This is a genomic window from Nocardioides exalbidus (assembly GCF_900105585.1).
GTDB lineage: Bacteria > Actinomycetota > Actinomycetes > Propionibacteriales > Nocardioidaceae > Nocardioides > Nocardioides exalbidus.
On record NZ_FNRT01000002.1, the window covers coordinates 2,775,026 to 2,798,694 of the forward strand.

Annotated in this window: 25 protein-coding genes; 16 read left to right on the top strand and 9 right to left on the bottom strand. The window is 72.0% G+C overall.

The window, feature by feature from the left end:
- Position 1 precedes the first annotated feature (1 nt).
- The 9 genes from BLV76_RS13605 to BLV76_RS13645 all read left to right on the top strand — a co-directional run bounded on the left by BLV76_RS13605 (position 2) and on the right by BLV76_RS13645 (position 10,085).
- Entirely contained in the window at positions 2-1,540 is a 1,539-nt protein-coding gene (locus BLV76_RS13605) for a sugar ABC transporter ATP-binding protein (RefSeq protein WP_217630342.1), read from the top strand.
- Positions 1,537-2,631, top strand: a complete 1,095-nt coding sequence (locus BLV76_RS13610; protein ID WP_090969610.1) for an ABC transporter permease — start codon at positions 1,537-1,539, stop codon at positions 2,629-2,631. Before BLV76_RS13605 ends, BLV76_RS13610 begins: the two co-directional genes overlap by 4 nt.
- Positions 2,628-3,728 carry an ABC transporter permease gene (locus BLV76_RS13615; RefSeq protein ID WP_090969611.1) on the top strand — a complete coding sequence of 367 codons (1,101 nt, stop codon included), beginning with the start codon at positions 2,628-2,630 and terminating at the stop codon, positions 3,726-3,728. The genes BLV76_RS13610 and BLV76_RS13615 overlap by 4 nt, the downstream gene beginning before the upstream one ends.
- Positions 3,728-4,981: a substrate-binding domain-containing protein gene (locus tag BLV76_RS13620; protein WP_217630343.1), complete on the top strand. Its 1,254-nt coding sequence runs from the start codon at positions 3,728-3,730 to the stop codon at positions 4,979-4,981. The genes BLV76_RS13615 and BLV76_RS13620 overlap by 1 nt, the downstream gene beginning before the upstream one ends.
- 115 nt (positions 4,982-5,096) lie before the next feature.
- Positions 5,097-5,954, top strand: a complete 858-nt coding sequence (locus BLV76_RS13625; protein WP_090969612.1) for a sugar phosphate isomerase/epimerase family protein — start codon at positions 5,097-5,099, stop codon at positions 5,952-5,954.
- Positions 5,951-7,096 (top strand): Gfo/Idh/MocA family protein, encoded by a 1,146-nt coding sequence (locus BLV76_RS13630; RefSeq protein WP_245734680.1) that lies wholly within the window; start codon positions 5,951-5,953, stop codon positions 7,094-7,096. Before BLV76_RS13625 ends, BLV76_RS13630 begins: the two co-directional genes overlap by 4 nt.
- Positions 7,096-8,106 (top strand): sugar phosphate isomerase/epimerase family protein, encoded by a 1,011-nt coding sequence (locus tag BLV76_RS13635; protein WP_090969613.1) that lies wholly within the window; start codon positions 7,096-7,098, stop codon positions 8,104-8,106. The genes BLV76_RS13630 and BLV76_RS13635 overlap by 1 nt, the downstream gene beginning before the upstream one ends.
- A 37-nt stretch (positions 8,107-8,143) precedes the next feature.
- A complete protein-coding gene (locus BLV76_RS13640; protein WP_090969614.1) occupies positions 8,144-9,001 on the top strand; it encodes a DUF1707 SHOCT-like domain-containing protein in 858 nt (285 codons plus the stop codon).
- A gap of 52 nt (positions 9,002-9,053) precedes the next feature.
- Positions 9,054-10,085 carry a MaoC family dehydratase gene (locus BLV76_RS13645; protein WP_090969615.1) on the top strand — a complete coding sequence of 344 codons (1,032 nt, stop codon included), beginning with the start codon at positions 9,054-9,056 and terminating at the stop codon, positions 10,083-10,085.
- 55 nt (positions 10,086-10,140) lie between these two features.
- Here BLV76_RS13645 and BLV76_RS13650 read toward each other — a convergent pair whose 3' ends face one another.
- Together BLV76_RS13650 and BLV76_RS13655 are read right to left on the bottom strand one after the other, a co-directional pair.
- On the bottom strand, positions 10,141-11,256 hold the full coding sequence (locus BLV76_RS13650) for a hypothetical protein (protein WP_090969616.1): 1,116 nt from the start codon (positions 11,254-11,256) through the stop codon (positions 10,141-10,143).
- On the bottom strand, positions 11,256-12,269 hold the full coding sequence (locus tag BLV76_RS13655) for a hypothetical protein (RefSeq protein WP_090969617.1): 1,014 nt from the start codon (positions 12,267-12,269) through the stop codon (positions 11,256-11,258). The genes BLV76_RS13650 and BLV76_RS13655 overlap by 1 nt, the downstream gene beginning before the upstream one ends.
- Before the next feature lie 33 nt (positions 12,270-12,302).
- Between BLV76_RS13655 and BLV76_RS13660 the strand changes: the two genes are divergently transcribed.
- Both BLV76_RS13660 and BLV76_RS13665 read left to right on the top strand, forming a co-directional pair.
- Positions 12,303-13,115 carry a class I SAM-dependent methyltransferase gene (locus tag BLV76_RS13660; protein WP_090969618.1) on the top strand — a complete coding sequence of 271 codons (813 nt, stop codon included), beginning with the start codon at positions 12,303-12,305 and terminating at the stop codon, positions 13,113-13,115.
- An 82-nt stretch (positions 13,116-13,197) separates the two neighbouring features.
- On the top strand, positions 13,198-13,383 hold the full coding sequence (locus BLV76_RS13665) for a DUF5302 domain-containing protein (RefSeq protein WP_090969619.1): 186 nt from the start codon (positions 13,198-13,200) through the stop codon (positions 13,381-13,383).
- A 30-nt stretch (positions 13,384-13,413) separates the two neighbouring features.
- Here BLV76_RS13665 and BLV76_RS13670 read toward each other — a convergent pair whose 3' ends face one another.
- Positions 13,414-14,571, bottom strand: coding sequence for an MFS transporter (locus BLV76_RS13670; RefSeq protein ID WP_090969620.1), 1,158 nt, complete (start codon positions 14,569-14,571; stop codon positions 13,414-13,416).
- A gap of 48 nt (positions 14,572-14,619) precedes the next feature.
- On the opposite strand from BLV76_RS13670, the gene BLV76_RS13675 reads away from it, so the two are divergent.
- A complete protein-coding gene (locus BLV76_RS13675) occupies positions 14,620-15,201 on the top strand; it encodes a histidine phosphatase family protein (protein ID WP_090969621.1) in 582 nt (193 codons plus the stop codon).
- Position 15,202: 1 nt separating this feature from the next.
- The gene (locus BLV76_RS13680; RefSeq protein ID WP_090969622.1) at positions 15,203-16,033 is read left to right on the top strand and encodes a PHP domain-containing protein; all 831 of its coding nucleotides are present in this window, start codon (positions 15,203-15,205) and stop codon (positions 16,031-16,033) included.
- A 111-nt stretch (positions 16,034-16,144) separates the two neighbouring features.
- On the opposite strand, the gene BLV76_RS13685 is transcribed toward BLV76_RS13680, so the two are convergent.
- Positions 16,145-17,068: a methylenetetrahydrofolate reductase gene (locus BLV76_RS13685; protein WP_090969623.1), complete on the bottom strand. Its 924-nt coding sequence runs from the start codon at positions 17,066-17,068 to the stop codon at positions 16,145-16,147.
- 23 nt (positions 17,069-17,091) lie between these two features.
- Positions 17,092-17,844, bottom strand: a complete 753-nt coding sequence (locus tag BLV76_RS13690; RefSeq protein ID WP_090969624.1) for an SDR family NAD(P)-dependent oxidoreductase — start codon at positions 17,842-17,844, stop codon at positions 17,092-17,094.
- 60 nt (positions 17,845-17,904) lie between these two features.
- Here BLV76_RS13690 and BLV76_RS13695 point away from each other — a divergent pair, with 60 nt between their 5' ends.
- Entirely contained in the window at positions 17,905-18,732 is an 828-nt protein-coding gene (locus tag BLV76_RS13695; protein WP_090969625.1) for a ParA family protein, read from the top strand.
- Positions 18,733-18,757: 25 nt separating this feature from the next.
- Here BLV76_RS13695 and BLV76_RS13700 read toward each other — a convergent pair whose 3' ends face one another.
- Complete coding sequence (locus BLV76_RS13700) at positions 18,758-20,176, bottom strand: DEAD/DEAH box helicase (protein ID WP_425433732.1); 1,419 nt, start codon at positions 20,174-20,176, stop codon at positions 18,758-18,760.
- Positions 20,177-20,340: 164 nt separating this feature from the next.
- Between BLV76_RS13700 and BLV76_RS13705 the strand changes: the two genes are divergently transcribed.
- Complete coding sequence (locus BLV76_RS13705) at positions 20,341-21,030, top strand: ferritin-like fold-containing protein (protein ID WP_090969626.1); 690 nt, start codon at positions 20,341-20,343, stop codon at positions 21,028-21,030.
- 9 nt (positions 21,031-21,039) lie between these two features.
- Here BLV76_RS13705 and BLV76_RS13710 read toward each other — a convergent pair whose 3' ends face one another.
- The 3 genes from BLV76_RS13710 to BLV76_RS13720 are packed head-to-tail and all read right to left on the bottom strand — an operon-like array spanning position 21,040 to position 22,253.
- Complete coding sequence (locus BLV76_RS13710; protein ID WP_090969627.1) at positions 21,040-21,354, bottom strand: GlsB/YeaQ/YmgE family stress response membrane protein; 315 nt, start codon at positions 21,352-21,354, stop codon at positions 21,040-21,042.
- 40 nt (positions 21,355-21,394) lie between these two features.
- A complete protein-coding gene (locus tag BLV76_RS13715) occupies positions 21,395-21,613 on the bottom strand; it encodes a DUF3107 domain-containing protein (protein WP_090969628.1) in 219 nt (72 codons plus the stop codon).
- Positions 21,614-21,665: 52 nt separating this feature from the next.
- Positions 21,666-22,253 carry a TetR/AcrR family transcriptional regulator gene (locus tag BLV76_RS13720; protein ID WP_090969629.1) on the bottom strand — a complete coding sequence of 196 codons (588 nt, stop codon included), beginning with the start codon at positions 22,251-22,253 and terminating at the stop codon, positions 21,666-21,668.
- Positions 22,254-22,460: 207 nt separating this feature from the next.
- On the opposite strand from BLV76_RS13720, the gene moeZ reads away from it, so the two are divergent.
- Positions 22,461-23,660: an adenylyltransferase/sulfurtransferase MoeZ gene (moeZ, locus tag BLV76_RS13725; protein ID WP_090969630.1), complete on the top strand. Its 1,200-nt coding sequence runs from the start codon at positions 22,461-22,463 to the stop codon at positions 23,658-23,660.
- Positions 23,661-23,669 lie beyond the last annotated feature (9 nt).

Consider the following 23,669-nt stretch of genomic DNA (forward strand, 5'->3'; position numbering starts at 1 on the left):
CGTGACCGTCACCACCCCCACGAGCACGCCCCCGAGCGAGCACGGCGACCCCGCACTGGTCGCCAGCGGCATGACGAAGAGCTTCTTCGGCAACACCGTCCTCGCCGACCTCGACCTGACCCTGCGTGCGGGCGAGGTCCACGGGCTCGTGGGCGAGAACGGCGCCGGCAAGTCGACGTTGATGAAGATGCTCGCCGGCGTCCACACGCCCGACAGCGGCACGATCGTCGTCGGCGGCGAGCAGGTGTCGTTCGGCCACCCGGTCCAGGCCCAGCGCGCCGGGGTGGCCACGGTCTTCCAGGAGTTCAACCTCCTGCTCGAGCGCACGATCGCGGAGAACATCTGGCTCGGCCGCGAGCCGCGGCGCTTCGGCCGCGTCGGACCGGTCGACACGGCCAGGATGCGTCGCGACACCGACGAGCTGCTCGCCGGGCTCGGCGTCTCCGGGCTGAAGGCCTCCACGCTCGTGCGCAGCCTGTCGGTCGCCGAGCAGCAGATCGTCGAGATCGCGAAGGCGGTCAGCTTCGACGCCACCGTCATCCAGATGGACGAGCCCACCGCGGCGCTCGCCGACCACGAGGTCGAGCTCCTCTACGGCATCATCGAGCGGCTCACCGAGCGCGGGGTCGCGATCCTCTACGTCTCGCACCGGCTCAAGGAGGTCTTCCACCTCTGCCGCACGATCACGGTCCTCAAGGACGGCCGCCACGTCGCGACCAGGCCGGTCGAGGAGCTGACCGAGGCCGAGCTCGTGCGCCTCATGGTCGGGCGCCCGCTGACGACGTACTTCCCCGAGAAGCCGGTCGACGTCGAGGTCGGTGAGGTCAGGCTCGCCCTTGACGGCGTCGGCAACGGCTACGTCGACGGCGTCTCGCTCGAGGTCCGCGCCGGCGAGATCGTCGGCCTGGCCGGGCTCCAGGGATCGGGACGCACCGAGCTCCTGGAGACCGTCTTCGGCGTCCACGCCGTCGCGCGCGGCACGGTGAGCCTCGACGGGCGCCCGATCAGCGTGCGCAGCCCGCGCCAGGGCGTACGCGCCCGCCTCGCCTTCATCACCGAGGATCGCAAGGCCAAGGGCCTCGCCCTCAACCAGTCGATCCTCGACAACACGCTCGGCGTGGTCCGCTCGGTCTTCCCGCGCCGCACGGCGCAGGCCCGACGCGACATGCCCGGGGTGCTCTCCAACCTCGACGTCGCGGCGGCGAGCCTGGGCCAGGAGGTGCAGTTCCTCTCCGGCGGCAACCAGCAGAAGGTCGTGCTCGCCCGCTGGCTGAGCATCGACCCGCTCGTCGTGCTGATGGACGAGCCGACCCGCGGCATCGACGTGGGTGCCAAGCACCGCGTCTACGAGCTGATGCGCGAGCTCACCCGCCAGGGCGTCGCCGTGCTGATGGTCTCCAGCGAGCTGCCCGAGGTGATCGGGATGTCCGACCGGATCCTCGTGATGCGCGACGGCCGACTCGCCGGCGAATTACCCGCCGGCTCGTCCGAGGAGTCGGTGCTCGCGATGGCCACGGGTGCCGCGGAGGACGCCGCATGAGCGCCGCGACCGACCGCACGCCCGAGGCGCCCGCGGAGCCCACCGCGTCCGTACGCCGTCGCCGCGCCGCCCGCCCGAAGGGACCGAGGGAGCGCCTCAGCTCGACGCAGCTGATCTACCTCGTGCTGGTGGGCGTCGTCGCGGTGTCGATCGCGCTGACCGCCAACGAGGGCCGCAACTTCTTCAGCCAGGGCAACATCTGGGCGATCCTCACCGCGATGAGCGTGCTCGGGCTCATCGCGATCGGCCAGACGCTCGTGATCCTGGTCGGCAGCCTCGACCTGTCGGTGCCCTACGTCGTCAGCCTGTCCACGCTGATCGCCGCCGGCGGGATGAAGGGGCTCGACTCCAACTTCGCGCCCGCCGTCGTCAACACGCTCGTCACCGTCGCGGTCATCGGGCTGGTCATGGGCGTGCTGGTCAGCGTGTTCGACGTGCACGGCTTCATCGCGAGCCTCGGCATCGGCCTGGTCGTCAGCGGCTACCTCGCCACCAACTACCAGGGCAGCCACGGCGCCGCGTCCCCGCAGCTGCGGCTGCTCGGCCGCAGCGGCATCGCGGCGACCATCCCGACGTCGTTCATCATCCTGCTCGTCGCGGCCCTGCTGGTGACGCTCCTGCTGCGCTACACGCGGCTCGGCCACCACCTCTACGCGATCGGCGGCAACCGCGCCGTGGCCCGTATGTCCGGCGTCCGCACCGCGCTGCCGGTCATCGCGGCCCACGTCCTCTGCTCGGTGCTCGCCGGCATCGCCGGGCTGCTCCTGCTCTCGCGCACCGGCGTCGGGCTCCCGACGATCGGCTCGCAGGGCCGCTACGACCTGCTCTCGATCGCCGCCGTCGTGCTCGGCGGCACCCTGCTCGCCGGTGGCAAGGGCAGCGTCATCGGCACGATCGGCGGCGTCGCGATCTTCGCCGTGATCGACAACGTCATGGGTGTCATGCAGGTGAACCCGTTCCTGAAGGACTTCGTCCGCGGCCTGGTGATCGTGCTCGCCGTCGCTGTCTACGCCCGCCGCAGCGTCGTACGCCGCCCACCGCGCTTCGGCGCCGACAGGACCGCTGCCCCGACGAAGGAGGAGACGGCATGAGCGCCACGACCACGTCCACCGCCGGCCGCGCCCTCCCGCTCACCGAGGGCTCCCTCGTGCAGCGGATCCTGCGGGGGGCGGTGACCCCCGGCGGAGCCGTGTTCATCCTGGCCGCGGTGCTGTTCGTCGCGGTGATCGTGGTGAACCCGAGCTTCGGCGAGCCGCCGCAGCTGATCCGCTTCATCGGCCGCACCGCGCCGATCGCGATCGCCGCGATGGGGCAGTACTACGTGATCGTCTCCGGCGAGTTCGACCTGTCGATGGGCGCGGTGATCGCGACCCAGGTCGTCATCGCCGGCAACTACATCGGCGACGACGAGAGCCGGGTGCTCCCCGCGCTCGTGCTGATGCTCGTCGTCGGCGCCGGCATCGGCGTGATCAACGGCCTCGCCACCACCCTGCTGAAGGTGCCGAGCTTCATCGTCACCCTCGGCACGATGCTCGCGCTCGGGGGCCTCGTGCGCTACCTGACCGGCGGCGCCGCGACCGGCAACCCGGTCGACAGCTTCCGGCAGATCGGCCGCGGTGGCATCGAGGACGTGCCCGTCCTCGACATCCTGCCGTACCCCGTGATCATCCTGGTCGTCGTCGCCGTCGCCTCGGTGCTGCTGATGCGCTCGCCCTTCGGCCGCACGCTGATCGCCACGGGTGACAACCCCGACGCCGCCGGCCTCGCCGGAGCGCACGTGTGGTGGGTCAAGACCCGCGCCTTCGTGCTGTCCTCGCTCTCCGCGACGGTCGCCGGGATCCTGCTCGTCGGGTACGCCGGCGTGCACCCGTCGGTCGGCTCCGGCTACGAGTTCCAGGCGATCACCGCCGTGGTCCTCGGCGGCGTCGTCCTCGGCGGTGGCCGCGGCTGGGTGCTCTCCGCCGCCGCAGGCGCCTTCGCGCTCGAGCTGCTCTTCTCGTTCCTGAACTTCCAGGAGGTCGAGTCCACCTGGAGGAACACCGTCCAGGGACTGATCATCATCCTCGCCGTCGCCCTGGCCGCCCGCGCCTGGTCGCTCGGCCGCCGCCCCACCCGAACCACGTCCGACCAGTCAGCAGCACCATCACCCACCCCTGCCCGCCCGGGCACCGAACCAGGAGAAAACTGATGCGCCGATTGACCCACCGCGCGCCGATGGCCATCGCCTCGGCCATGTTGCTGGGGGTGTTCGCCACCTCCTGCAGCACCGAGGACCCGACGTCCGGGACCGGGACCGACGACACCTCGGAGTCGGCCGGGACCGAGGAGGACCCGGCCGCCGAGGAGAGCCCCACCGAGGAGGTGGAGTGGTTCGACCAGGCCGTCTACGACGAGCAGTTCGACCAGCGCTCGGCCACCTTCGAGGGCGACCCCGAGGAGCCGTACCTGCAGTACATCGACGGCGAGATGACCGACACCTCGGAGTTCAAGTCCACCGGTGCCAAGAAGGCCTGCTTCGCCAACGCCTCGATCTCCAACCCGTGGCGCCAGACCGGCTGGATCACCATGAACCAGCAGCTCGAGCAGCTCAAGAGCGACGGCGTCATCTCCGACATGGAGACCCGCGACGCCGAGGACGACGACAACACCCAGATCGCCGACATCGACTACTTCATCTCCGAGGGCGACTGCGACGCGTTCATCATCTCGCCGAACTCCACCGCCGCCATGACCGACGCGGTCGAGCGGGCCTGCGAGACCGGCAAGCCCGTCGTGGTCTTCGACCGCGGCGTGCAGACCGACTGCGCCACCACCTTCATCCACCCGATCGGTGGCTTCGCGTGGGGCATCGACACCGCCGAGTTCCTCATCGACAACCTCGAGGAGGGCGACAAGGTCGTCGCGCTGCGGATCCTGCCCGGCGTCGACGTGCTCGAGCAGCGCTGGGCCGCGGCCGAGAAGCTCTTCGACGAGAACGGCATCGAGGCGGTCGACTACTTCACCGGCGCCGACCCGACCGAGATCAAGAAGATCATCACCGACGAGCTCGCCAAGGGCGACGTCCAGGGCGTCTGGATGGACGCCGGTGACGGTGCCGTCGCCGCCATTGAGGCGTTCGAGGACGCCGGCGCCGACTACCCGGTGATGACCGGCGAGGACGAGATGAGCTTCCTGCGCAAGTGGGAGGACACCGGGATGACCGGCCTCGCGCCCGTCTACTCGAACTTCCAGTGGCGCACCCCGCTCCTCGCGCTCCAGAAGATCTTCGCCGGCGAGGAGGTCCCGAAGGAGTGGGTCCTGCCGCAGGTGCCGATCACCGAGGACGAGCGTGCCGACTACCTCGAGGCCAACGACGGCATGCCCGACGGCCACTACGCCAAGTTCGGCGGGGAGAACCTGCCGGGCTACCCCGAGGTCTGGCAGGAGCGCCAGATCCCCTGATCCGGCACTGACGCACCACCCAGCAGCGCCGTCGGTGGGCCGGGTCCCGAGCCCGGCCCACCGACGCACCTCTCCCTTCGTCCCCCCATCCCTCGCCCCGGAAGGCGGCCCCCGCATGCGCGAGCTCGGCGTCAACACGTGGGTCTGGACCTCGCCCCTCACCGACGCGAGCGCCCCCGACCTGCTGCGACGGATCGCCGGCATGGGATTCGACGCCGTCGAGCTGCCGCTCGAGACCGCCGGGGACCTGACGGTGGCGGCGCTCGCCGACGTGCTCGCCGAGACGGGCCTGAGGCCCTACGTCGTCGGGGCGATGGCACCCGGTCGCGACCTCGTCGACGCCGCCTGCGTCGGGGACACCCAGGACTACCTCCGCGCGTGCATCGACCTGGCCGCCGGCATCGGCGCCCGCTCGGTCTGCGGCCCGTTCTACGCCGCCACCGGCCGGGTCTGGCGGATGGACGCGGGGGAGCGGGAGGCGGCGTACGACGCCGTCCGCACGCACCTCGCACCCGTGGTCGACCACGCCGTCGCGCACGGCGTGCGACTCGGGGTCGAGCCGCTCAACCGCTACGAGACCTCGCTCGTCAACACCGTCGACCAGGCGCTCACCGCGCTGGCCCCGCTGCTCGGCGAGGGCCTCGGGCTTGCCCTGGACTCCTACCACCTCAACATCGAGGAGCGCTCCAGCGCCGACGCGGTCCGCTCCGCCGGGGAGCACCTCGTCCACGTGCAGGTCTGCGGCAGCGACCGCGGCGCACCGGGTGGCGACCAGACCGACTGGCCGGCCCTCGTGGCGGCCCTCGACGACGTGGGCTACGGCGGCCCGCTCGTGATCGAGAGCTTCACCGCCGACAACGCCTCCATCGCCACCGCCGCCTCCATCTGGCGGCCGCTGGCGCCCACACAGGACGACCTGGCCCGCGACGGCCTGGCCTTCCTCCGTTCGCTCCCAGCAAGGAGAACGCCGTGACCACACACGCCATCACAGGCCGCGAGCTGGGCGTCGCCGTCATCGGCTACGCCTTCATGGGCAAGGCGCACTCCCACGCCTGGCGCAACGTCGCCGCCCTGCACCCCGGCGCACCCGGCGTACGCCAGCAGGTGCTGGTCGGACGCGACGCGGACGCCGTCACCGTCGCGGCCGCGCAGTTCGGCTGGGCCGAGTCGGCCACCGACTGGCACGCCGTGCTCGAGCGTGACGACATCGACGTCGTCGACGTCTGCGTCCCCGGCCACCTCCACGCGGAGGTCGCGATCGCCGCCCTCGAGGCCGGCAAGCACGTGATCGCCGAGAAGCCGCTCGCCAACACGATGGCGGAGGCCGAGAAGATGGTCGCCACCGCGCAGGCCGCCCGCGAGCGTGGTGTGCACTCGATGGTCGGGTTCAACTACCGCCGGGTGCCCGCGCTCGCGCTGGCCCGCCAGCACGTCGCGGCCGGTCGCATCGGCGACGTGCGCCAGGTGCGCATCGCCTACCTCCAGGACTGGCTCGCCGACGAGGCCGCGCCGATGGTGTGGCGGCTGCGCCGCGAGCTCGCCGGGTCGGGCGCGCTGGGCGACCTCGCCTCGCACGCGGTCGACCAGGTCCGGTTCCTGCTCGGCCAGGAGGTCACCGGCGTCAACGCCCTGACCGAGACGTTCGTGACCCAGCGCGCCGGGACGTCCGGTCCGGAGGACGTGACCGTCGACGACGCGGCCTGGAGCACGATGCGTACGTCCGGGGGTGCCGTGGTCAGCCTCGAGGTCACCCGGATGGCGACCTCGCGCAAGAACGCGCTGGGCATCGAGGTCTACGGCAGCACGGGCGCGATCCGCTTCGACCTCGAGCAGCTCAACCAGCTCGACGTCTGCCTCGACGGGGCCGACGCCTTCAGCCGGGTGATGGTCACCGAGCCTGGCGACCCCTACATCGACGGCTGGTGGCCCCCGGGACACGTGCTCGGCTGGGACGCTACGTTCACCCACCAGGCGTCCGACTTCCTCGCAGCCCTGGCAGCGGAGGAGGAGCCGACGCCGTCGTTCGAGGACGGGCTGGCCGTGCAGCGGGTGCTCGCCGCGATCGAGGCCAGCGCCGCGCAGGACGGCACGCACGTACGAGTGGAGCAGATCTGATGACCCGTCCCTTCACGCTCTTCACGGGCCAGTGGACCGACCTCCCGCTCGACGAGGTCGCCCGCCTCGCCGCCGCGTGGGGCTACGACGGCCTCGAGGTCGCGGTCTCCGGCGAGCACCTCGACGCGTGGCGCTGGGACGACGACGACTACGTCGCCGAGCGGCTCGGCATCCTCGAGGAGCACGGCCTCCAGCTGCACGCGATCTCCAACCACCTCACCGGCCAGGCGATCTGCGACGACCCGATCGACTTCCGCCACCAGGCGATCGTGCGCGAGCGCGTGTGGGGCGACGGTGACCCCGAGGGCGTGCGCCAGCGCGCGGCCGAGGAGATGAAGCTGACCGCGCGGCTCGCGCAGAAGCTGGGCGTGAAAACCGTCGTCGGCTTCACCGGGTCCTCGATCTGGCAGTACGTCGCGATGTTCCCGCCGGTGCCCGCGGAGCGGATCGAGGCCGGCTACCAGGACTTCGCAGACCGCTGGAACCCGATCCTCGACGTCTTCGACGAGTGCGGCGTGCGGTTCGCCCACGAGGTGCACCCGTCCGAGATCGCCTACGACTACTGGACCACGCGCCGCGCCCTCGACGCGATCGGCAACCGCCCGGCGTTCGGCATCAACTGGGACCCCAGCCACATGCTCTGGCAGGGCATCGACCCGGTCGCGTTCATCACCGACTTCGCCGACCGGATCTACCACGTCGATTGCAAGGACACCCGGATGCGGATGGGCGGCGGCCGCAACGGCATCCTCTCCTCGCACCTGCCGTGGGACGACCCGCGCCGCGGGTGGACGTTCGTGTCGACCGGGCACGGCGACATCCCGTGGGAGGACTGCTTCCGCACCCTCACCGCGATCGGCTACGACGGCCCGATCTCGGTCGAGTGGGAGGACGCCGGGATGGACCGGCTCCGCGGGGCGCCCGAGGCGCTGGCGCACCTGCGCGCGCTCGACTTCGACCCGCCTGCGGTGTCGTTCGACGCGAACTTCAGCAAGCAGTCCGACGGCTGACGGCTCGCCCTAGACTCCCGGCCATGAGGGGGTTGCCATGAGGGGGTTCCGGGCGAAGGACTCGGACCGTGAGCGCTACGTCGACCTGATCGAGGCGGCGTACGCCGACGGCCAGCTCGGCGACGCCGACCGCGAGCTCCGCGTCGGTCGGGCGCTCTCGGCCGAGACGCTCGACGAGCTCGAGACGCTCACCCGCGACCTGCAGCGGCCGGGTGTCCCGCCGCCGTCTCCGGGGACGGTCCCGGGCCAGGCCCCGCACGCCTACGTCCGCTCGCGCTCCGGGCGTCGTCCGCGACCGGCGCTGATCGGCCTGGTGGTCGCCGGGGTGGCGCTGGTGGTGGTCGGCCTGGTCACCACGCTGGTCGTGGTGATGTCGGCGACCGTGACCTCGGTGTCCGTGGACTCCGGGAGGGCGACCGCCACTGCCGCACCGATCGAGGGGACCGGCGCGCCCGCGTTCGCCTTCACCGCTGCGTCCGTGCGTCGTTTCGTGAGGGGCTACGAGGACAAGTTCGGCACCCTGGAGGCCTACGAGGTCTCGTTCTTCCCCGACCGGATCCAGGCGCAGGTCCCGGTGCGCGGCTCCAGGCCGCGGATGGAGCGCTGGGCGTGGAACGGCGAGTGGCGCCAGGACACGCAGGCCGCGGCGGTGGCCGGTCCCTACCAGCGTGTCGACCTCGGTGCGGTCGACGTACGCCGCCTCGTCGCCAACGTCGCCACCGCACGCAAGACCCTCGGCGTGGAGAAGGCCCGCTTCACCCACGCGGTCCTGATCCGCTGGGGCGACGGGCCGACCGAGATCGACATCTACGTCGGCAACGACTTCGGCGAGACCGCCTACCTCAGCAGCACGCCCGCAGGACAGGTGACGCGGCGGATCCCCTCCTCGGCGTGAGACATCCGACACCGACGCCGTGGGCGGTCGACGGTGCGGCACCATGTCGGGCATGAAGACCAACGCCGGCAACTTCTTCGAGGACTTCACCGTCGGGCAGGTGATCGAGCACGCGACGCCGCGGACGATCACCGAGGGCGACCGGGCGCTCTACGGCGCGATCTACCCGACGCGCTTCGCAGTCCCGTCGTCCGCGGAGTTCGCCGCATCCGTCGGTCTGGCGCCGCACCCGGTCGAGGAGCTGGTCGGCTTCCACGTGGCCTTCGGCAAGACCGTCCCCGACGTCTCGCTCAACGCGGTGGCCAACCTCGGCTACGCCGAGTGCCGCTTCCACCTGCCCGTCGTCCCGGGCGACACGCTGAGCACGCGCTCCGAGGTCATCGGGCTCAAGGAGAACTCCCACGGCCGGACCGGCGTGGTGTGGGTCCGCTCGACCGCGACCAACCAGCGCGGCGAGGTCGCCGTCGACTGGGCGCGCTGGGTGATGGTCCACAAGCGCTCGGAGTCCTCGCCCGCGCCCGAGACGGTCGTCCCGACGCTGGCCGACGCGGTCGCCGCCGCCGACCTCGTGGTGCCCGCCGGCCTCGACTTCTCGTCGTACGACACCGCTGCCTCCGGCTCGCCGCACACCTTCGACGACTACGAGGTGGGGGAGCGGATCGACCACGTCGACGGCGTGACGCTCACCGACGCCGAGCACATGATGGCCACCCGGCTGTGGCAGAACACCGCGAAGGTGCACTTCTCCACCGAGGCCCGGCCCGACGGCCGCCGCCTCGTCTACGGCGGCCACGTCATCTCGCTCGCCCGGGCGCTGTCGTTCAACGGACTGGCCAACGCCCAGCTGGTCGCCGCCATCAACGCCGGTGCCCACGTGGCCCCGGCCTTCGCCGGCGACACGGTCTACGCGTGGTCGGAGGTGCTCGACCGCGCGCAGGTCGACGCCCCCGGTGTCGGGGCGCTCCGGCTCCGGCTCGTCGCGACCGCGGGCCGCGACGAGTCGATGACGCTCCGCGGCGACGACCAGAAGTACGCCCCCGGCGTGCTGCTCGACCTCGACTACTGGGCGTTCGTCCCGCGCTGAGCCGCCGGTGGGGCGGTGAGTGAGCCACATTTCCGGCGGCCGGAAGGTGGCTGGGTCACCGCCCGCCGGTGAGTCGTCGCAGGACACGCCCGAGGGCGGTGCGTGAACCACCTTCGGGCGGCTCGGAATGTGGCTCACTCACCGCTCCGCCGCCCGCAGGCTCGGCCCGAGCCAGCAGCTCGGCCGCGAGGAATTCCTGGGCGACCGCGAGCACCTCGGAGTCGGGTACGGCATCGGGGTCGACGCCGGCGCTCGGCGCGGGGTCGGGCCGGAGGTCGTCGAGGTCGCCGACGACGTGCCAGGGCGCGGCCGCGAGCTCGTCGACCATCCGGTTGCCGCGCTCGACGAGCCAGGCGTGCATGTCGGGCGCGAGGGCGATCCGCTGGGCCGGCGCGCCGCCGAGGCGCGGCTCCATGAACGCCTTCACCCGCCGCGAGAGCGCGACGTCGAGGTGGGCGTTGCGGAAGTGCGCGTTGACCGCGCGGTGGAAGGCGATCTCGGCGGGCGCGAGGGTCTCGTTGGCGACCGGCGCGTCGAGGTCGAGGCCGAAGTCCTCGATGTCGAGCAGCGCGCACGTGCGCCGCCACAGCAGGTCGCGGTCGGCGCCCGGACGGGGGAGGGGTACGACGTGCACGTGCTCGGGCGGCACGCCGTCGGTCCACCGCTCGAGGATCCTCGGCACGTCCTGGTGGTGCCAGAAGTTGAAGTCGGGGTCGTCCTTGGCGACGCGGGTGAAGAACCTCCGCAGCGTGCTCGGTGACCCGTGCTTGACCCGCTGCTGCCACGCGCTGGGCACCTGCCGGACGAGGTCGCGCGCCGTGACGACGACGTGGACCTCCTCGGCCACGCCACGCAGGCGTGCGAGGGCGGCGGTCGCGGACACGTGCGACGCCTCGACCAGCTGCTCCTGGCTGATCAGGGCGTCGCCGTCGAAGGGCTCGACCTCCTCGACCAGGCGGTCCCACGCGCCGAGCTGGCGGTCCGTCATCGTGGCGAGCACGGCCTCGTTGGCCCGCACCACGGCGGACGCCTGGAACTGCACGTCGGCCGACGCCCCCGGGAGCAGCAGCCACTGGTCGGCGAGCGCGGTGGCGTTGTGCCACCACAGGCTCTGGAGGTAGGTCGTGCCGGACTTCGGGGTGCCGATGTGCACGAAGACGCGCTGCGCCATCAGGGCTCCTGCTCGATCATCCGGGCGACCACGGTCGTCGCGACGGCCAGCAGCTCCCCGTCGGAGGCCTGGTCGGGGGTGCGGCCCGAGCGGGGGTCGGCGGGCAGCAGGTCGGTGAGCTCGCCCACGACGTCGTACTGCCCCTCGCGGAGCGCGGCCACCATCTCCTCGGACCGCTCGCGCACCCACCCGGCGTGCTTGGCGGGCAGCACGAACGGCTCCTTCGGCGCGCTCCCGGCGAGCAGGTCGCGCGCGAAGGCGCCCTTGGTCAGCCGGGTGAGCGCCACGGACCGTCGCTCGCGGGGGATGACCGTGTTGACCCGCCGGAGCAGCTCGGCCTCGACGATCGAGAGCGAGTCGTTGGGCAGCCTCGGGTCGGTGTCGAGGCCGCCCACGTCGACGCCGAGGACCGACGCGGTGCGCAGCCAGAGCTCGTCGCGATCCGCGCCCGGGGGAGGTACGACGACGAGGTGCACGCGTTCGCCCGGCAGGTCGGCCGCCCAGCGGTCGAGGATGCCGACGACGTCCTGGTAGCGCCAGAACTTCTGGTCGTCGTCGCCCCTCCGGACCGTCGCCAGGAACTTCCGGTAGGGCTGGCGGGCGCCCTGCTTGACGCGCTGCTGCCAGGCCGACGGGAGCACCCGGCCGAGGTCGCGCACGGTCACCACGAGGTGGACCTCGTCGGCCGCGGCGGCGAGGTCGGCCAGCGCGGCGGCGGCCGCGTCGGCCGTGGAGTCGGAGAAGTGCTCGTGGCTGATCAGCACGTCGCCGTCCCACGCGCGCGTTTCGGCGACGAGCCGTCGCCACACGTCGCGGTCGGCCGGGTCGAGGTCGTCGACGATGACGTCCATCCCCTTGACCAGGGCGGCCGCGTGGAAGTGGTCGCGCAGCGCCTCACCCGGCAGCAGCAGCCCGCGGTCGCGGAGGGCGTCGCGGTGGCGCCACCACAGGTCCTGCAGGTAGGTGGTGCCGGACTTGGCGGTCCCGCAGTGGAGGAACACGCGGCGAGCCATGTCCTGATCCTAGGGAACCGGCAGACTCCTCCCATGGCCTGGGACCGCGAGTTCTTCTACGACACCTACCCGCGCGTCGAGGAGGCGTTCGCCGCGCGGCTCGACGAGAGCCTCGCCCCGCGCGACCCGTCGGTCCTGCTCCAGGTCGTGCGCGAGCTCGACCTGCGCCCCGACAGCCGGGCCGTCGACGTCGGGTGCGGCGAGGGCGCACACGCCTTCCGGCTCGCCACGCACTTCGGCCTCCGCGTCCTCGGCATCGACCCCGTCCAGCGCCACCTCGACCTCGCCCGCGAGGCGCGGCGCGAGCTGGCCGCCGACATCGCCTCACGCGTGTCCTTCGAGCGGGGCTCGGCGACGCACGTGCCCGCCCACGACTCCACCCTCGACCTGGTCTGGTGCCGCGACGTGATGGTGCACGTCGACCACCCGGCGGACGCGTTCGCGGAGTTCGCCCGCGTGCTGCGCCCGGGTGGGTACGTCGTCTCCTACCAGGTCGTCGGCACCGACCTGCTGGGTGCCGAGGAGGCGCTCGACCTGTTCGACGTGATGGGCGTGGTGCCCACCTCGGCCGACCCCGTCGTCGTCGACGAGGCCATCGCCGCCTCCGGCCTGCACGTCGTCGACACGATCGACCTCGCCGACGAGTGGGGAGAGGCGGCACAGGAGGACGACGGGAGCGCGGGGCGCGCGCTCCTCCACCTCGCCCGGCTGCTGCGCGACCCGGAGCGCTACCGCGGCGAGTTCGGCGACGCGGCGTACGACGTCATGGTCGGCGACTGCCGCTGGCAGGTCTACAAGATGGCGGGCAAGCTCGCCGGGCGCGTGGACGTGCTGCAGAAGCCCTGAGCCAGCCGTAAGTCGGTGGCCCTCGTCGGTCGTCTTTGGCAAGGTGGCAGCACCCGAACGCAGACGGATCCCAGGAGGACCCATGGCTGATCAGGACCCCAACGCCGACATCAAGGCGAAGATGCGGGAGGCCCTCGATCGCAAGAAGGGCCACCACCATCCCGACGACAGCGCCGGCTCGCACGAGAAGGCCCACGGCTCGGAGATCAACGACAAGAACGTCGCCAAGCCGATGCACCGCCGCAAGGCCGGTGGCGGCGGCGCCTGACCCGTGTGACCACGCGTCGGCGGGCGTCCCTCACACCGAGGGGTCGTCCGCCGGCGCGAAGGCCCTCGCCAGCCAGAAGAGGGCCACGACCAGCACCAGCGGGACGGCGAAACCGATCCGCAGCGAGCTCGACCCGACGGCGCCGGTCATCACCGCGCCGAGCAGGGCGCCGGCGTAGTTGAACTGGTTGAAGCGTGCCACGACCGCGTCCACCCGCGCCTGGCGCGTGGCCGGGTCGGCGTCCCGGCCTGCCAGCGCGGCCGCGGCGGAGAAGCTCAGCGGCGCGACGACCGCGACGCCGCAGCCGAGCAGGGTGAAGCCGAGCACCGCCACCGGCCACGACGGCGCCGCCACGACGATCGCGAGCGACACGAAGGCGATCCCGGCGCCGACCCGCAGCAGCCGCACCGCGCCGACCTGCTCGGTGAGCCGGTCGCCGGCGAGCCGGACCAGCCCGCTGGCGAGGAGGTAGGGGAGCGTCGCCAGCGCGACCAGCTCCTCGGGGGCGGTGAAGACGTCGTCGAGGTAGACCGGTCCCCACGTCGCCGCGGCCGTGTCGACGGTGTAGAAGACGACGAGCGCCAGACCGATCATCACGATCGCCCGCCACGGGACGTCGGTGTCGGTCGAGGTGGCCGCCACCCCGGAGTCGCGGGCGAGGTACGGCGCCGCTGCCGATGCCAGCGGCAGGAGGGCCAGCAGCGCGAGGGCCGACCACGGCACGTCGCTGGTGCCCAGCGTGAGCAGCGCCCCGACGATGCCGCCGAGCGTCCAGGCCCCGTGGCACGACGGCAGGACCACGCGGCCCATCCGGTGCTCGAGGGCGACCGCCTGCATGTTGCCGGTCGCGTCGACGATGCCGAGCCCGACGCCGTACGCCGCCAGGCCCCCCACGAAGACCCCGATCGCCGGTGCGAGCAGCAGCACGGCGACCGACACCGCGATGAGCACCAGTCCCGCGCGGAGCACGACCGCGCTGTCGAGGCGGGGCGCGAGCTTCTCCGCGACCAGGGACCCGACACCGGCGAGCAGCACCATCATCAGCAGCACGCCCGACAGCGCGAGCTCGTCGAGGTCCCACCGGTCCTGGATGCGCGGCAGGCGGGTGGTGAGGCTGATGAAGACGAGGCCCTGGGTCAGGAACGCGGCCGCGATCGCGAGGCGGGCCGGTCGGAGGTCTGTCGCCATGCTGAGCATCGTGGCAGGGCGGGCCTGCCTGCATGGGAGACTCGCTGCATGTCGTCCCAGACCGGATCCGTGGCCGGTACCGAGCTCTGGATCGTCCGGCACGGGGAGACCGAGTGGAGCCGCGACGGCCGCCACACCTCGACGACCGACCTGCCGCTGACCTCCGACGGCGAGGAGGCGGCGATCCTGCTCGGCCCGCGCCTCTACGACGTCGACTTCGACCTCGTGCTGACCAGCCCGCGCCAGCGCGCCCGCCGGACGGCCGAGCTGGCCGGCTTCGCCGACGCGCAGGTCGACGATGACCTCGCCGAGTGGGCCTACGGCGACTACGAGGGCATCACGACCGACCAGATCCGCGAGACCGACCCGGGCTGGTCCGTCTGGAGCCACCCGACTCCCGGGGGCGAGACGGCAGCCGAGGTCGCCGCCCGCCTCGACCGCGTCATCGGGCGCGCGCTCGAGCACGACCGCACGCTCGTCTTCGCCCACGGCCACTCCCTGCGCGTGCTCACCGCGCGGTGGCTCGAGCAGCCCGCGGAGGAGGGCCGGTTCTTCCGGCTCGACACCTCGACGGTCTCGGTGCTCGGCTTCGAGCGCGAGACCCCGGTGCTGCTGAAGTGGAACAGCTGACGTGCGGATCGACCTCCACACGCACTCGGCCGCGAGCGACGGCACCGACTCCCCGGCCGACCTCGTCCGCAAGGCCGCGGCCGCGGGCCTCGACGTCGTCGCGCTGACCGACCACGACGCCACCTCCGGCTGGGCCGAGGCCCAGCAGGCGGCCGACGAGGCCGGCGTCACCCTGGTGCCGGGCCTCGAGATCAGCACGACATTCCGCCACCGCGGCGTGCACCTGCTCGGCTACCTGCCGGATCCGGCGTACCCGCCCCTCCTCGCCGCCCTCGACCGCATCCTCGCCGGCCGCACCGAGCGCACGCCGGCGATGGTGGCCGCGCTGCGCGACCACGGGATCGACATCACGGAGGAGGACGTACGCCGCGAGGCCGGAGGCTCCGTCGCGGCCGGTCGTCCGCACGTGGCGGACGCGCTCGTCCGGCTCGGCATCGTGCGCGACCGGACGCAGGCCTTCGACGAGCTGCTCAACCCCGGCAAGCCGGGCTACCGCAACCGCTACGCCGCGGAGCTCGAGGCCATGATCCCGCTGCTCGTCGCCGCCGGCGGGGTGCCGGTGATCGCGCACCCGTGGGGGCGTGGCGGCGGCACCGTGCTCGACGCGTCCGCCCTCGGCGGCCTCAAGGAGCTCGGCCTCGCCGGCATCGAGGTCGACCACCAGGACCACCGGCCCGAGCTGCGCGAGCAGCTCCGCGCGATCGGGCGCGACCTCGACCTGGTGGTGACGGGGTCGAGCGACTACCACGGCCTCGGCAAGGTCGACCACGACCTCGGGGTCAACACGACCGTCCCCGAGCAGTACGAGCGGCTGCTCTCACTGGCGCGATGACGGTCCTCCCGGACCGGAGCGCCGACCGGGTGCCGGGCGCTACCGAACAGTACGGTCCCCATCCGGCCCCGTTCACCCCGCGACTGTTCGGTAGCAGCGCGGGCACGAGCCTCAGGCCGGGCGGACGAGCGGCGTCAGCCGCGCCGCGAGCGCGACCGAGGCCTCGATCTCCTCGCGTCGGATCGACACGCTCTCGACGTTGAGGCCGAAGGGGACCCCGAGCGAGCGGCAGAAGTCGGCGATCTCGGTGGCCGCGCTCGCGGCCTGCTCGAGGGAGGCGCGGAGCGGGTTGGCCGAGTGCCGGAGGTCGTTCTCGATCCAGCGAGGTACGTCGACCCCGAGCCAGCGCAGGAACTCGAGGGTCTTCATCGAGCCGCACACCGAGAACGTGAAGACGATCGGCACGGGCGCCACGCCCTGCGACTCGCACTCGTAGAAGTAGTCGGAGACGAGGTTCTTCGTCGCGTTGACGTCGTAGACCACCTGGCTGACGAAGAACCGGCAGCCCGCCTGCTGCTTGGCGAGCATCCGCAGGTGCTCGTCCTCGCGGCGGCTGTGGCGCTCGGGGATCGCGACCCCGCCGAGGAGCAGGTCCGGGTTGACCTCGGCCCGCAGCTGCTGCGCCTCGGCCAGGGTCACGGGGGCGACGGTGTCGCTCGACGAGGCGCCGACGAGCACCGTCAACGTACGACCGGGGTCCTGCGCCGCGAACCAGGCGCGCATCGAGTCGCGGTCGTGCTTGCCGATCGCGCGGTAGACCACGGCCGGCCGCTGCCACGACCCGAGGTGCGCGGCGCGGAAGTCGGAGGGGTCGACCGTCGGGCTGAACGGGAACGGGCGCTCGGCCGGGTTGCGGTCGCTCTCGTCGTCGATGTCGTAGAGCACCAGCCCGTCGAGGTCGAGCGGCTCGAGCCGGTCGAGGGTGGCGCGGGCGATCTCCGGGAGTCGCTCGGCGGCCGTCGACCGGCGGGGAGGCGTGATCGCGAACAGGACGACGTCGCCCTGCCCGGCCCTGATCCGTGCTGCGGCGTCCACGGGTGGAGGCTATCGGTGCGTGGTCACCGGCGGCCCATCGACTGGGTGAGCCGGAGCGCGCGGTTCGGGATCGCCTTGGTGAGCGCGATGATCGTCTTGTACTGCGCGCCGGGGATGGAGTACGCCCGTCCCTTCTCGAAGTCCTCCAGCGACTTGCGGACGAGGAAGTCGGCGTCCAGCCACATGAAGCCGTCGCCGCGCTTGACCTCCATCCGCTGGTGGAACTCGGTCTTGGTGAAGCCCGGGCAGAGCGCCATCACCTTCACGCCGCGTGACTTGTACTCGAGGTGCGCCCACTCGCTGAACTGGTTGACCCACGCCTTGGCGGCCGAGTACGTCCCGCGCGGGAGGAAGGCGGCGACGCTGGAGACGTTGATGATGCCGCCGTGGCCGCGCTCGGCCATGGGGCCGAGGGCCGCGTGGCTGAGCCGGAGCACGGAGGTCACCAGCACCTCCAGCATCCGGGTCTCGTCGTCGGCGGAGTTGTCGAGGAAGCGCTGCTTGAGCCCGAAGCCGGCGTTGTTGACCAGCAGGTCGACGGGCCGGTCGCGGTCGGCGAGACGCGCCTCGACGCGGGCGAGGTCGTCGCGGTCGGTCAGGTCGGCGGGCAGCACCTCGACGTCGATCTGGTGGGCACGCCGCAGCTCCTCGGCCACCTCCTCCAGCCTGGCGACGTCGCGCGCCACCAGGACGAGGTCGTCGCCGCGGGCGGCGAGCTGGACGGCGTACTCGTGGCCGATGCCGGCGGTCGCGCCGGTGATGAGGGAGGTGGTCATGCGCCCAGCATTTCAGGAGACGTGTGGCCGACGCGACCCCGTCCGGCATGATGGCGGGCAATGAGTCCCAAGAAGCCTGTCGGCCCGATCACCCTGGCCGTCGCTAACCAGAAGGGCGGGGTCGCCAAGACCACGTCCGTCGCCTCGATCGGCGCCGCCCTGGCCGAGCTGGGCCACCGCGTGCTGCTGGTCGACCTCGACCCGCAGGCGTGCCTGACCTTCTCCCTCGGCATCGACCCCGAGGACCTCGAGACCTCGGTCCACCACGTCCTGACCCAGGGCGTCGACCCGGCCGAGGTCATCATCGCGACCGAGGACGGCGTCGACGTGCTCCCCGCCACGATCGAGCTCGCCCGCGCCGAGGCCGACCTGCTCACCCGCACCGGGCGCGAGCACGTCATCAAGGGTGCGCTCGAGGGCCTCGCCGACGACCTGGGGGACGAGGCGTACGACTGGGTCCTGCTCGACTGCCCGCCCTCGCTGGGCGTGCTGACGGTCGCCGCGCTCACCGCGGCCGACGGCGTGCTCGTGCCGCTGCAGTGCGAGACGCTCTCGCACCGCGGCGTCGGGCAGCTGCTCGACACCGTCCACGACGTCCGCCGGTTCACCAACCGTGGCCTCGAGGTGTGGGGCGTGCTGCCGACCCTCTACGACGGCCGGACCAACCACGCCCGCACGGTGCTGGAGACGATCAGCGAGACCTACGACCTCGAGGTCGTCGAGCCGCCGATCCCCAAGACGATCAAGTTCGCCGAGGCCCCGGCCGCCGGGCGCTCGATCCTCGCGACGAGCCGCACCAGCAAGGGCGCGCAGGCCTACCGCGAGGTGGCCGAGAACCTCGTGGCCCGCGCCAGCCGGCCGAAGGCGAAGAAGGCGCGCAAGCGCTGAGCCCCCGCCCGGCTGTCGCGACGGGTCAGGACTTGGGGGTCTCGACCGCCGAACCACCGCGCGTGCGGCGGCGGCTGCGGTTGCGGCGGCGCGGGGCGTCGCCGGACCGCTCCGACGAGCCCTGACCGTCCGCGGACGAGCCGGAGCCGGAGCCGCGGCTCGAGCCGCCGGAGCGGTTGGCGCCGCGCGAGCCCTCGCGCGGGGTGCGCTCGGCCTTCGGCGCCGGCGGGGCGGGGTCGACGACGCGACCCTTGGTGCCGGCCGGGATGCCCTGGTCGTGGAAGAGGTGCTCGGAGGTGGAGTACGTCTCCTGCGGCTCGTCGAAGGGCAGGTCGAGCGCCTTGTTGATCATCTTCCAGCGGTGCAGGTCGGCCCAGTCGACGAAGGTGATCGCGGTGCCCGAGGCGCCGGCGCGACCGGTGCGGCCGATGCGGTGCACGTAGGTCTTGTCGTCCTCGGGGCAGGTGTAGTTGATGACGTGGGAGACGCCGCGCACGTCGATGCCGCGGGCCGCGACGTCGGTGCAGACGAGGACCTGGATCTTGTCCTCGCGGAAGCGGGCCAGCGCCTTCTCGCGCGCCACCTGCGCCATGTCGCCGTGGAGCGGCGACGCGCGGAACCCGCGCTCCTGCAGGTCCTCGGCGATGCGCTGCGCCTGGCGCTTGGTGCGGGTGAAGACGATCATCTTGTCGGCGTCGTCGGCCTGCAGGACGCGGCCGATGATCTCCGGCTTGTCGAGGTCGTGGGCCTGGTAGATGAACTGCGCCGTGGCCGGCACCATCGTGGTGTCGTAGGACGACTCGGCGCGGATGTTCATCGGGTGCCGCATGTGGGTGCGGGCGAGCGCGACGATCGCGGCCGGCATGGTGGCCGAGAACAGCATCGTCTGACGGGTCTCGGGGGTCTTCGACAGCAGGGTGATGACGTCGGGCAGGAAGCCGAGGTCGAGCATCTCGTCGGCCTCGTCGAGGACGAGGGCGTGGACGTGCGAGAGGTCGAGCGCGCGGCGGTTGGCGAGGTCGATGAGGCGCCCGGGCGTGCCGACGACGATGTCGACGCCGGTGTCGAGGGCCTCGAGCTGCGGCTCGTAGCCGACGCCGCCGTAGACGGTGAGGACGCGCAGGCCCATGTCGGCGCTGGCGAGCGCGAGGTCGCCGGAGACCTGGAGCGCGAGCTCGCGGGTCGGGGCCACGATCAGCGCCTGCGGCTTGCCCTGCGGCAGGTCGGCGTAGGCCGGGTCGGTGGGCGCCACCGAGCGCTGCAGCACCGGGATGCCGAAGGCCAGAGTCTTGCCGGTGCCCGTGCGGGCCTGGCCGATGAGGTCGGTGCCGAGCAGGGCGACCGAGAGGGTCATCTCCTGGATGGCGAAGGGGGTGGTGATGCCGGCGCGCTCGAGCGCGTCGCAGATCTGGGCGTTCACGCCCATGTCGCGGAAGGTGGTCACGGTGTCGCTTTCAGGAGTCGGGATGTCCCACACGGATGCGGTCAGCGACTCGGAAAGGTTCTGCGAGGGCCCTCGATGGGGTTACCGACCGCGCACATACAGGCGGCCACCGGCAACGGTCGTCGGCGGCTCGGGTGACTCGATCGTATCGCTAGGCTGCGCGCATGAGCGCATCGGCTGACCTCGGCTCCTCCGACGAGGACTACCGCCTGGCCGCGATCGACCTCCTCGGGGCGATCGCCTACGGGGAGCTGTCGGCGTTCGAGCGGCTCGTCGAGGACGCCAAGATGGCCCCCGGCATCGACGACAAGATCGCCATCGGCGCGATGGCCACCGCCGAGTTCGGGCACCTGCAGAAGCTCGTGGCGCGGATCGCCGAGCTCGGCGCCGACCCGGCCGCGGCGATGCAGGAGTTCCGCGCGAGCTTCGAGGCGTTCCACGCCCACACGGCGCCGGCGGACTACTACGAGGGCCTCATCAAGGCCTACGTCGGCGACGGTCTCGCCGCGGACTTCTACCGCGAGATCGCGGCCTACCTCGACGCCGAGACCCGCGAGGTGATCATCGCCTCGCTCGAGGACTCCGGGCAGACCGCCTTCATCGTGGACCGCGTCCGGGCCGGCATCGCCGAGGACCACCGCCTCGGCGGACGGCTCGCGCTGTGGGGCCGCCGGCTGATGGGCGAGGCGCTCACGCAGGCGCAGCGCGTGGCCGGCGACCGCGACGCGCTCACGGCGCTGCTGGCCGGGGGAGTGGACCGTCCCGGGCTCGACCTCGCGGCCCTCGGGCGGATGTTCACGCGACTCACCGAGCTGCACACGGCCCGGATGGCCGAGCTCGGGCTCGAGGCCTAGGGGCGCGGCTCAGCTGCGCCGGTCGTGCCGGCCGGTGATGGTCGCCGCGATCACGACGAGCACGGCGGCCGACCCGACCTGCCACACGTGGCGCCACCAGTCCATGCCGCGGCTGGTGTCGTACATGTCGCCGCCGGGGTTGTTGTCGGCGACCCCGAACACGGCGTAGTAGAGGTAGCTGCCGACGAAGGCACCGACCACCCCGCACACGACCGTGAGCCACAGCGGGATGTTGTCGCGCGACCCCGGGGCCACGGCCTTGCCGAGGAAGCCGATGACGAGGCCCAGGACGATCGTGACGACGACGGTCCAGATCAGGCCCATGGCGCCCCGGTCCTCCCAGCTGCTGGTCGTGCGGGTCGGCTCAGCGGAAGCCGACCGTGGCCGCGGACGGCGAGCCGAGCTCGACGTAGGCGATCTTGTCGGCCGGCACGACGACGGCGCGGCCCTTGGTGTCCTTCAGGTGCAGGACGCCGCTGCTGGCGAGGGCCTCGCCGAGCTGCTTCTCGATGTCCTCGGGCGTGCTGTCGGTGTCGAGCACGAGCTCGCGCTGGGCGTGCTGCACGCCGATCTTGACCTCCACGGAAATGCTCCTCAGCTCAGGGGATGTGTGGTGCTAGGTGAATCGTGCCGGGTCAGTGGTCGTCGGTCATCGGGTAGCCCCGGATCCCGCGCCACGCGAGGCCGGCGATGAGGGCCGCCGCGTCGTCCTGGGTGATCTCGCCGCCGCCCGCGAGCCAGAACCGCGCGGACACCTGCGCCATTCCCACCAGCGACACCGCGAGCAGCTCGGAGGCCTCGTCGGGCAGGCCGGTGTCGCTGCGGATCACGTCGGCGATCAGGGAGGCGCACTCGGTGGTCACCCGGTCGACGCGCTCGCGCACGTCGGGCTCGCTGGTGAGGTCGGACTCGAAGACCAGCCGGAACGCGCCCTCCTCGGACGCGACGTAGCTGTAGAAGACCTTCATCGTCGCCGCGACCCGGTCCTTGTTGTCCGTGGTGGAGGCGAGGGCCTCGCGGCAGTTCTCGATGATCGTGTCGCACGAGGCGTCGAGCAGCGCGAGGTAGAGGTCGAGCTTGCCCGGGAAGTGCTGGTAGAGCACGGGCTTGGAGACGCCCGCGCGCTCGGCGATGTCGTCCATCGCGGCAGCGTGGTACCCCTGCGCGACGAAGACCTCGAGGGCCGACTCCAGCAGCTGGACGCGACGCTCGCGCCGAGGCATCCGGCCCCCGCGCGGTCGGGGTGCTTCCTGGTCCAGGTGGCCTGCTGTCACGTCGTACTCCTGAGTAGTGCGGTCCGGGTGAGCCTAGCGGCCACCGTCCTCCTGCCGGCGTCCGTATCGCGGGACGTCGTCCGGCGCGCCTCGGCACCGCGGGGAACATGGAGCGTGACGGTGCTGTTGCACCTGCACCCGAGCCAAGGAGAGATCGTGTCGTTCCCCGCACTTGTCGAGCCGGCCGCCGAGCTGACCATCGACGAGGTACGCCGCTACAGCCGCCACCTGATCATCCCCGACGTCGGGATGACCGGGCAGAAGCGGCTGAAGAACGCGAAGGTGCTCGTCATCGGCGCCGGCGGGCTGGGCTCGCCCGCGCTGCTCTACCTCGCCGCCGCGGGCGTGGGCACGCTCGGCATCTGCGAGTTCGACACCGTCGACGAGTCGAACCTCCAGCGCCAGGTCATCCACGGCGTCAGCGACATCGACAAGCCGAAGGGCCTGTCCGCGAAGGAGTCGATCGCCGAGATCAACCCCTACGTCGAGGTCGTCCTCCACGAGGAGCGGCTCGACAACGACAACGTCTTCGACGTCTTCCGCGGCTACGACCTGATCGTGGACGGCACCGACAACTTCGCCACGCGCTACATGGTCAACGACGCGGCGTACTTCCTCGGCATCCCCTACGTCTGGGGCTCGATCTACCGCTTCGACGGCCAGGCCTCCGTCTTCGCGCCGATGCTCGGCGAGGACCTGCCCTGCTACCGCTGCCTCTACCCCGAGCCGCCGCCGCCGGGCATGGTCCCGAGCTGCGCCGAGGGCGGCGTGCTCGGCGTGCTCTGCGCGTCGATCGGCTCGATCCAGGTCAACGAGGCCATCAAGCTGCTGACGGGCATCGGTGAGCCGATCGCCGGCCGGCTGATGATCTACGACGCCCTCGAGATGGAGTACCGCAAGCTCAAGGTCCGCAAGGACCCCAACTGCGCGCTGTGCGGCGAGCACGCCACCGTCACCGAGCTCATCGACTACGACGCCTTCTGCGGCGCGGTCTCCGACGAGGCGGCCGAGGCGGCCGTCGGCTCGACGATCTCGGTCGTCCAGCTCGAGCACATGCTCAAGGAGCGCGAGAACGGTGAGCGCGACTTCGTCCTCGTCGACGTCCGCGAGCCCAACGAGGCCGAGATCAACCACATCCCGGGCTCGATCCTGATCCCCAAGGGCGAGTTCCTCAACGGCAACGCGCTCACCCAGCTGCCCAGCGACAAGCAGATCGTCATGCACTGCAAGTCGGGCGTGCGCTCGGCCGAGACGCTCGCGATCGTCAAGGGCGCCGGGTACGCCGACGCGGTGCACGTGGGCGGCGGCGTGGTCGCCTGGGTCAGCCAGATCGACCCGAGCCAGCCGACGTACTGACGGCCACGA

Excerpts from the sequence above, each read along its gene's own strand:
- BLV76_RS13610 (WP_090969610.1), top strand. The coding sequence starts at position 1,537 with ATGAGCGCCGCGACCGACCGCACGCCCGAGGCGCCCGCGGAGCCCACC.
- BLV76_RS13615 (WP_090969611.1), top strand. The coding sequence starts at position 2,628 with ATGAGCGCCACGACCACGTCCACCGCCGGCCGCGCCCTCCCGCTCACC.
- BLV76_RS13620 (WP_217630343.1), top strand. The coding sequence starts at position 3,728 with ATGCGCCGATTGACCCACCGCGCGCCGATGGCCATCGCCTCGGCCATG.
- BLV76_RS13625 (WP_090969612.1), top strand. The coding sequence starts at position 5,097 with ATGCGCGAGCTCGGCGTCAACACGTGGGTCTGGACCTCGCCCCTCACC.
- BLV76_RS13635 (WP_090969613.1), top strand. The coding sequence starts at position 7,096 with ATGACCCGTCCCTTCACGCTCTTCACGGGCCAGTGGACCGACCTCCCG.
- BLV76_RS13640 (WP_090969614.1), top strand. The coding sequence starts at position 8,144 with ATGAGGGGGTTCCGGGCGAAGGACTCGGACCGTGAGCGCTACGTCGAC.
- BLV76_RS13645 (WP_090969615.1), top strand. The coding sequence starts at position 9,054 with ATGAAGACCAACGCCGGCAACTTCTTCGAGGACTTCACCGTCGGGCAG.
- BLV76_RS13650 (WP_090969616.1), bottom strand. The coding sequence starts at position 11,256 with ATGGCGCAGCGCGTCTTCGTGCACATCGGCACCCCGAAGTCCGGCACG.
- BLV76_RS13655 (WP_090969617.1), bottom strand. The coding sequence starts at position 12,269 with ATGGCTCGCCGCGTGTTCCTCCACTGCGGGACCGCCAAGTCCGGCACC.
- BLV76_RS13660 (WP_090969618.1), top strand. The coding sequence starts at position 12,303 with ATGGCCTGGGACCGCGAGTTCTTCTACGACACCTACCCGCGCGTCGAG.
- BLV76_RS13665 (WP_090969619.1), top strand. The coding sequence starts at position 13,198 with ATGGCTGATCAGGACCCCAACGCCGACATCAAGGCGAAGATGCGGGAG.
- BLV76_RS13670 (WP_090969620.1), bottom strand. The coding sequence starts at position 14,571 with ATGGCGACAGACCTCCGACCGGCCCGCCTCGCGATCGCGGCCGCGTTC.
- BLV76_RS13675 (WP_090969621.1), top strand. The coding sequence starts at position 14,620 with ATGTCGTCCCAGACCGGATCCGTGGCCGGTACCGAGCTCTGGATCGTC.
- BLV76_RS13690 (WP_090969624.1), bottom strand. The coding sequence starts at position 17,844 with ATGACCACCTCCCTCATCACCGGCGCGACCGCCGGCATCGGCCACGAG.
- BLV76_RS13695 (WP_090969625.1), top strand. The coding sequence starts at position 17,905 with ATGAGTCCCAAGAAGCCTGTCGGCCCGATCACCCTGGCCGTCGCTAAC.
- BLV76_RS13705 (WP_090969626.1), top strand. The coding sequence starts at position 20,341 with ATGAGCGCATCGGCTGACCTCGGCTCCTCCGACGAGGACTACCGCCTG.
- BLV76_RS13710 (WP_090969627.1), bottom strand. The coding sequence starts at position 21,354 with ATGGGCCTGATCTGGACCGTCGTCGTCACGATCGTCCTGGGCCTCGTC.
- BLV76_RS13720 (WP_090969629.1), bottom strand. The coding sequence starts at position 22,253 with ATGCCTCGGCGCGAGCGTCGCGTCCAGCTGCTGGAGTCGGCCCTCGAG.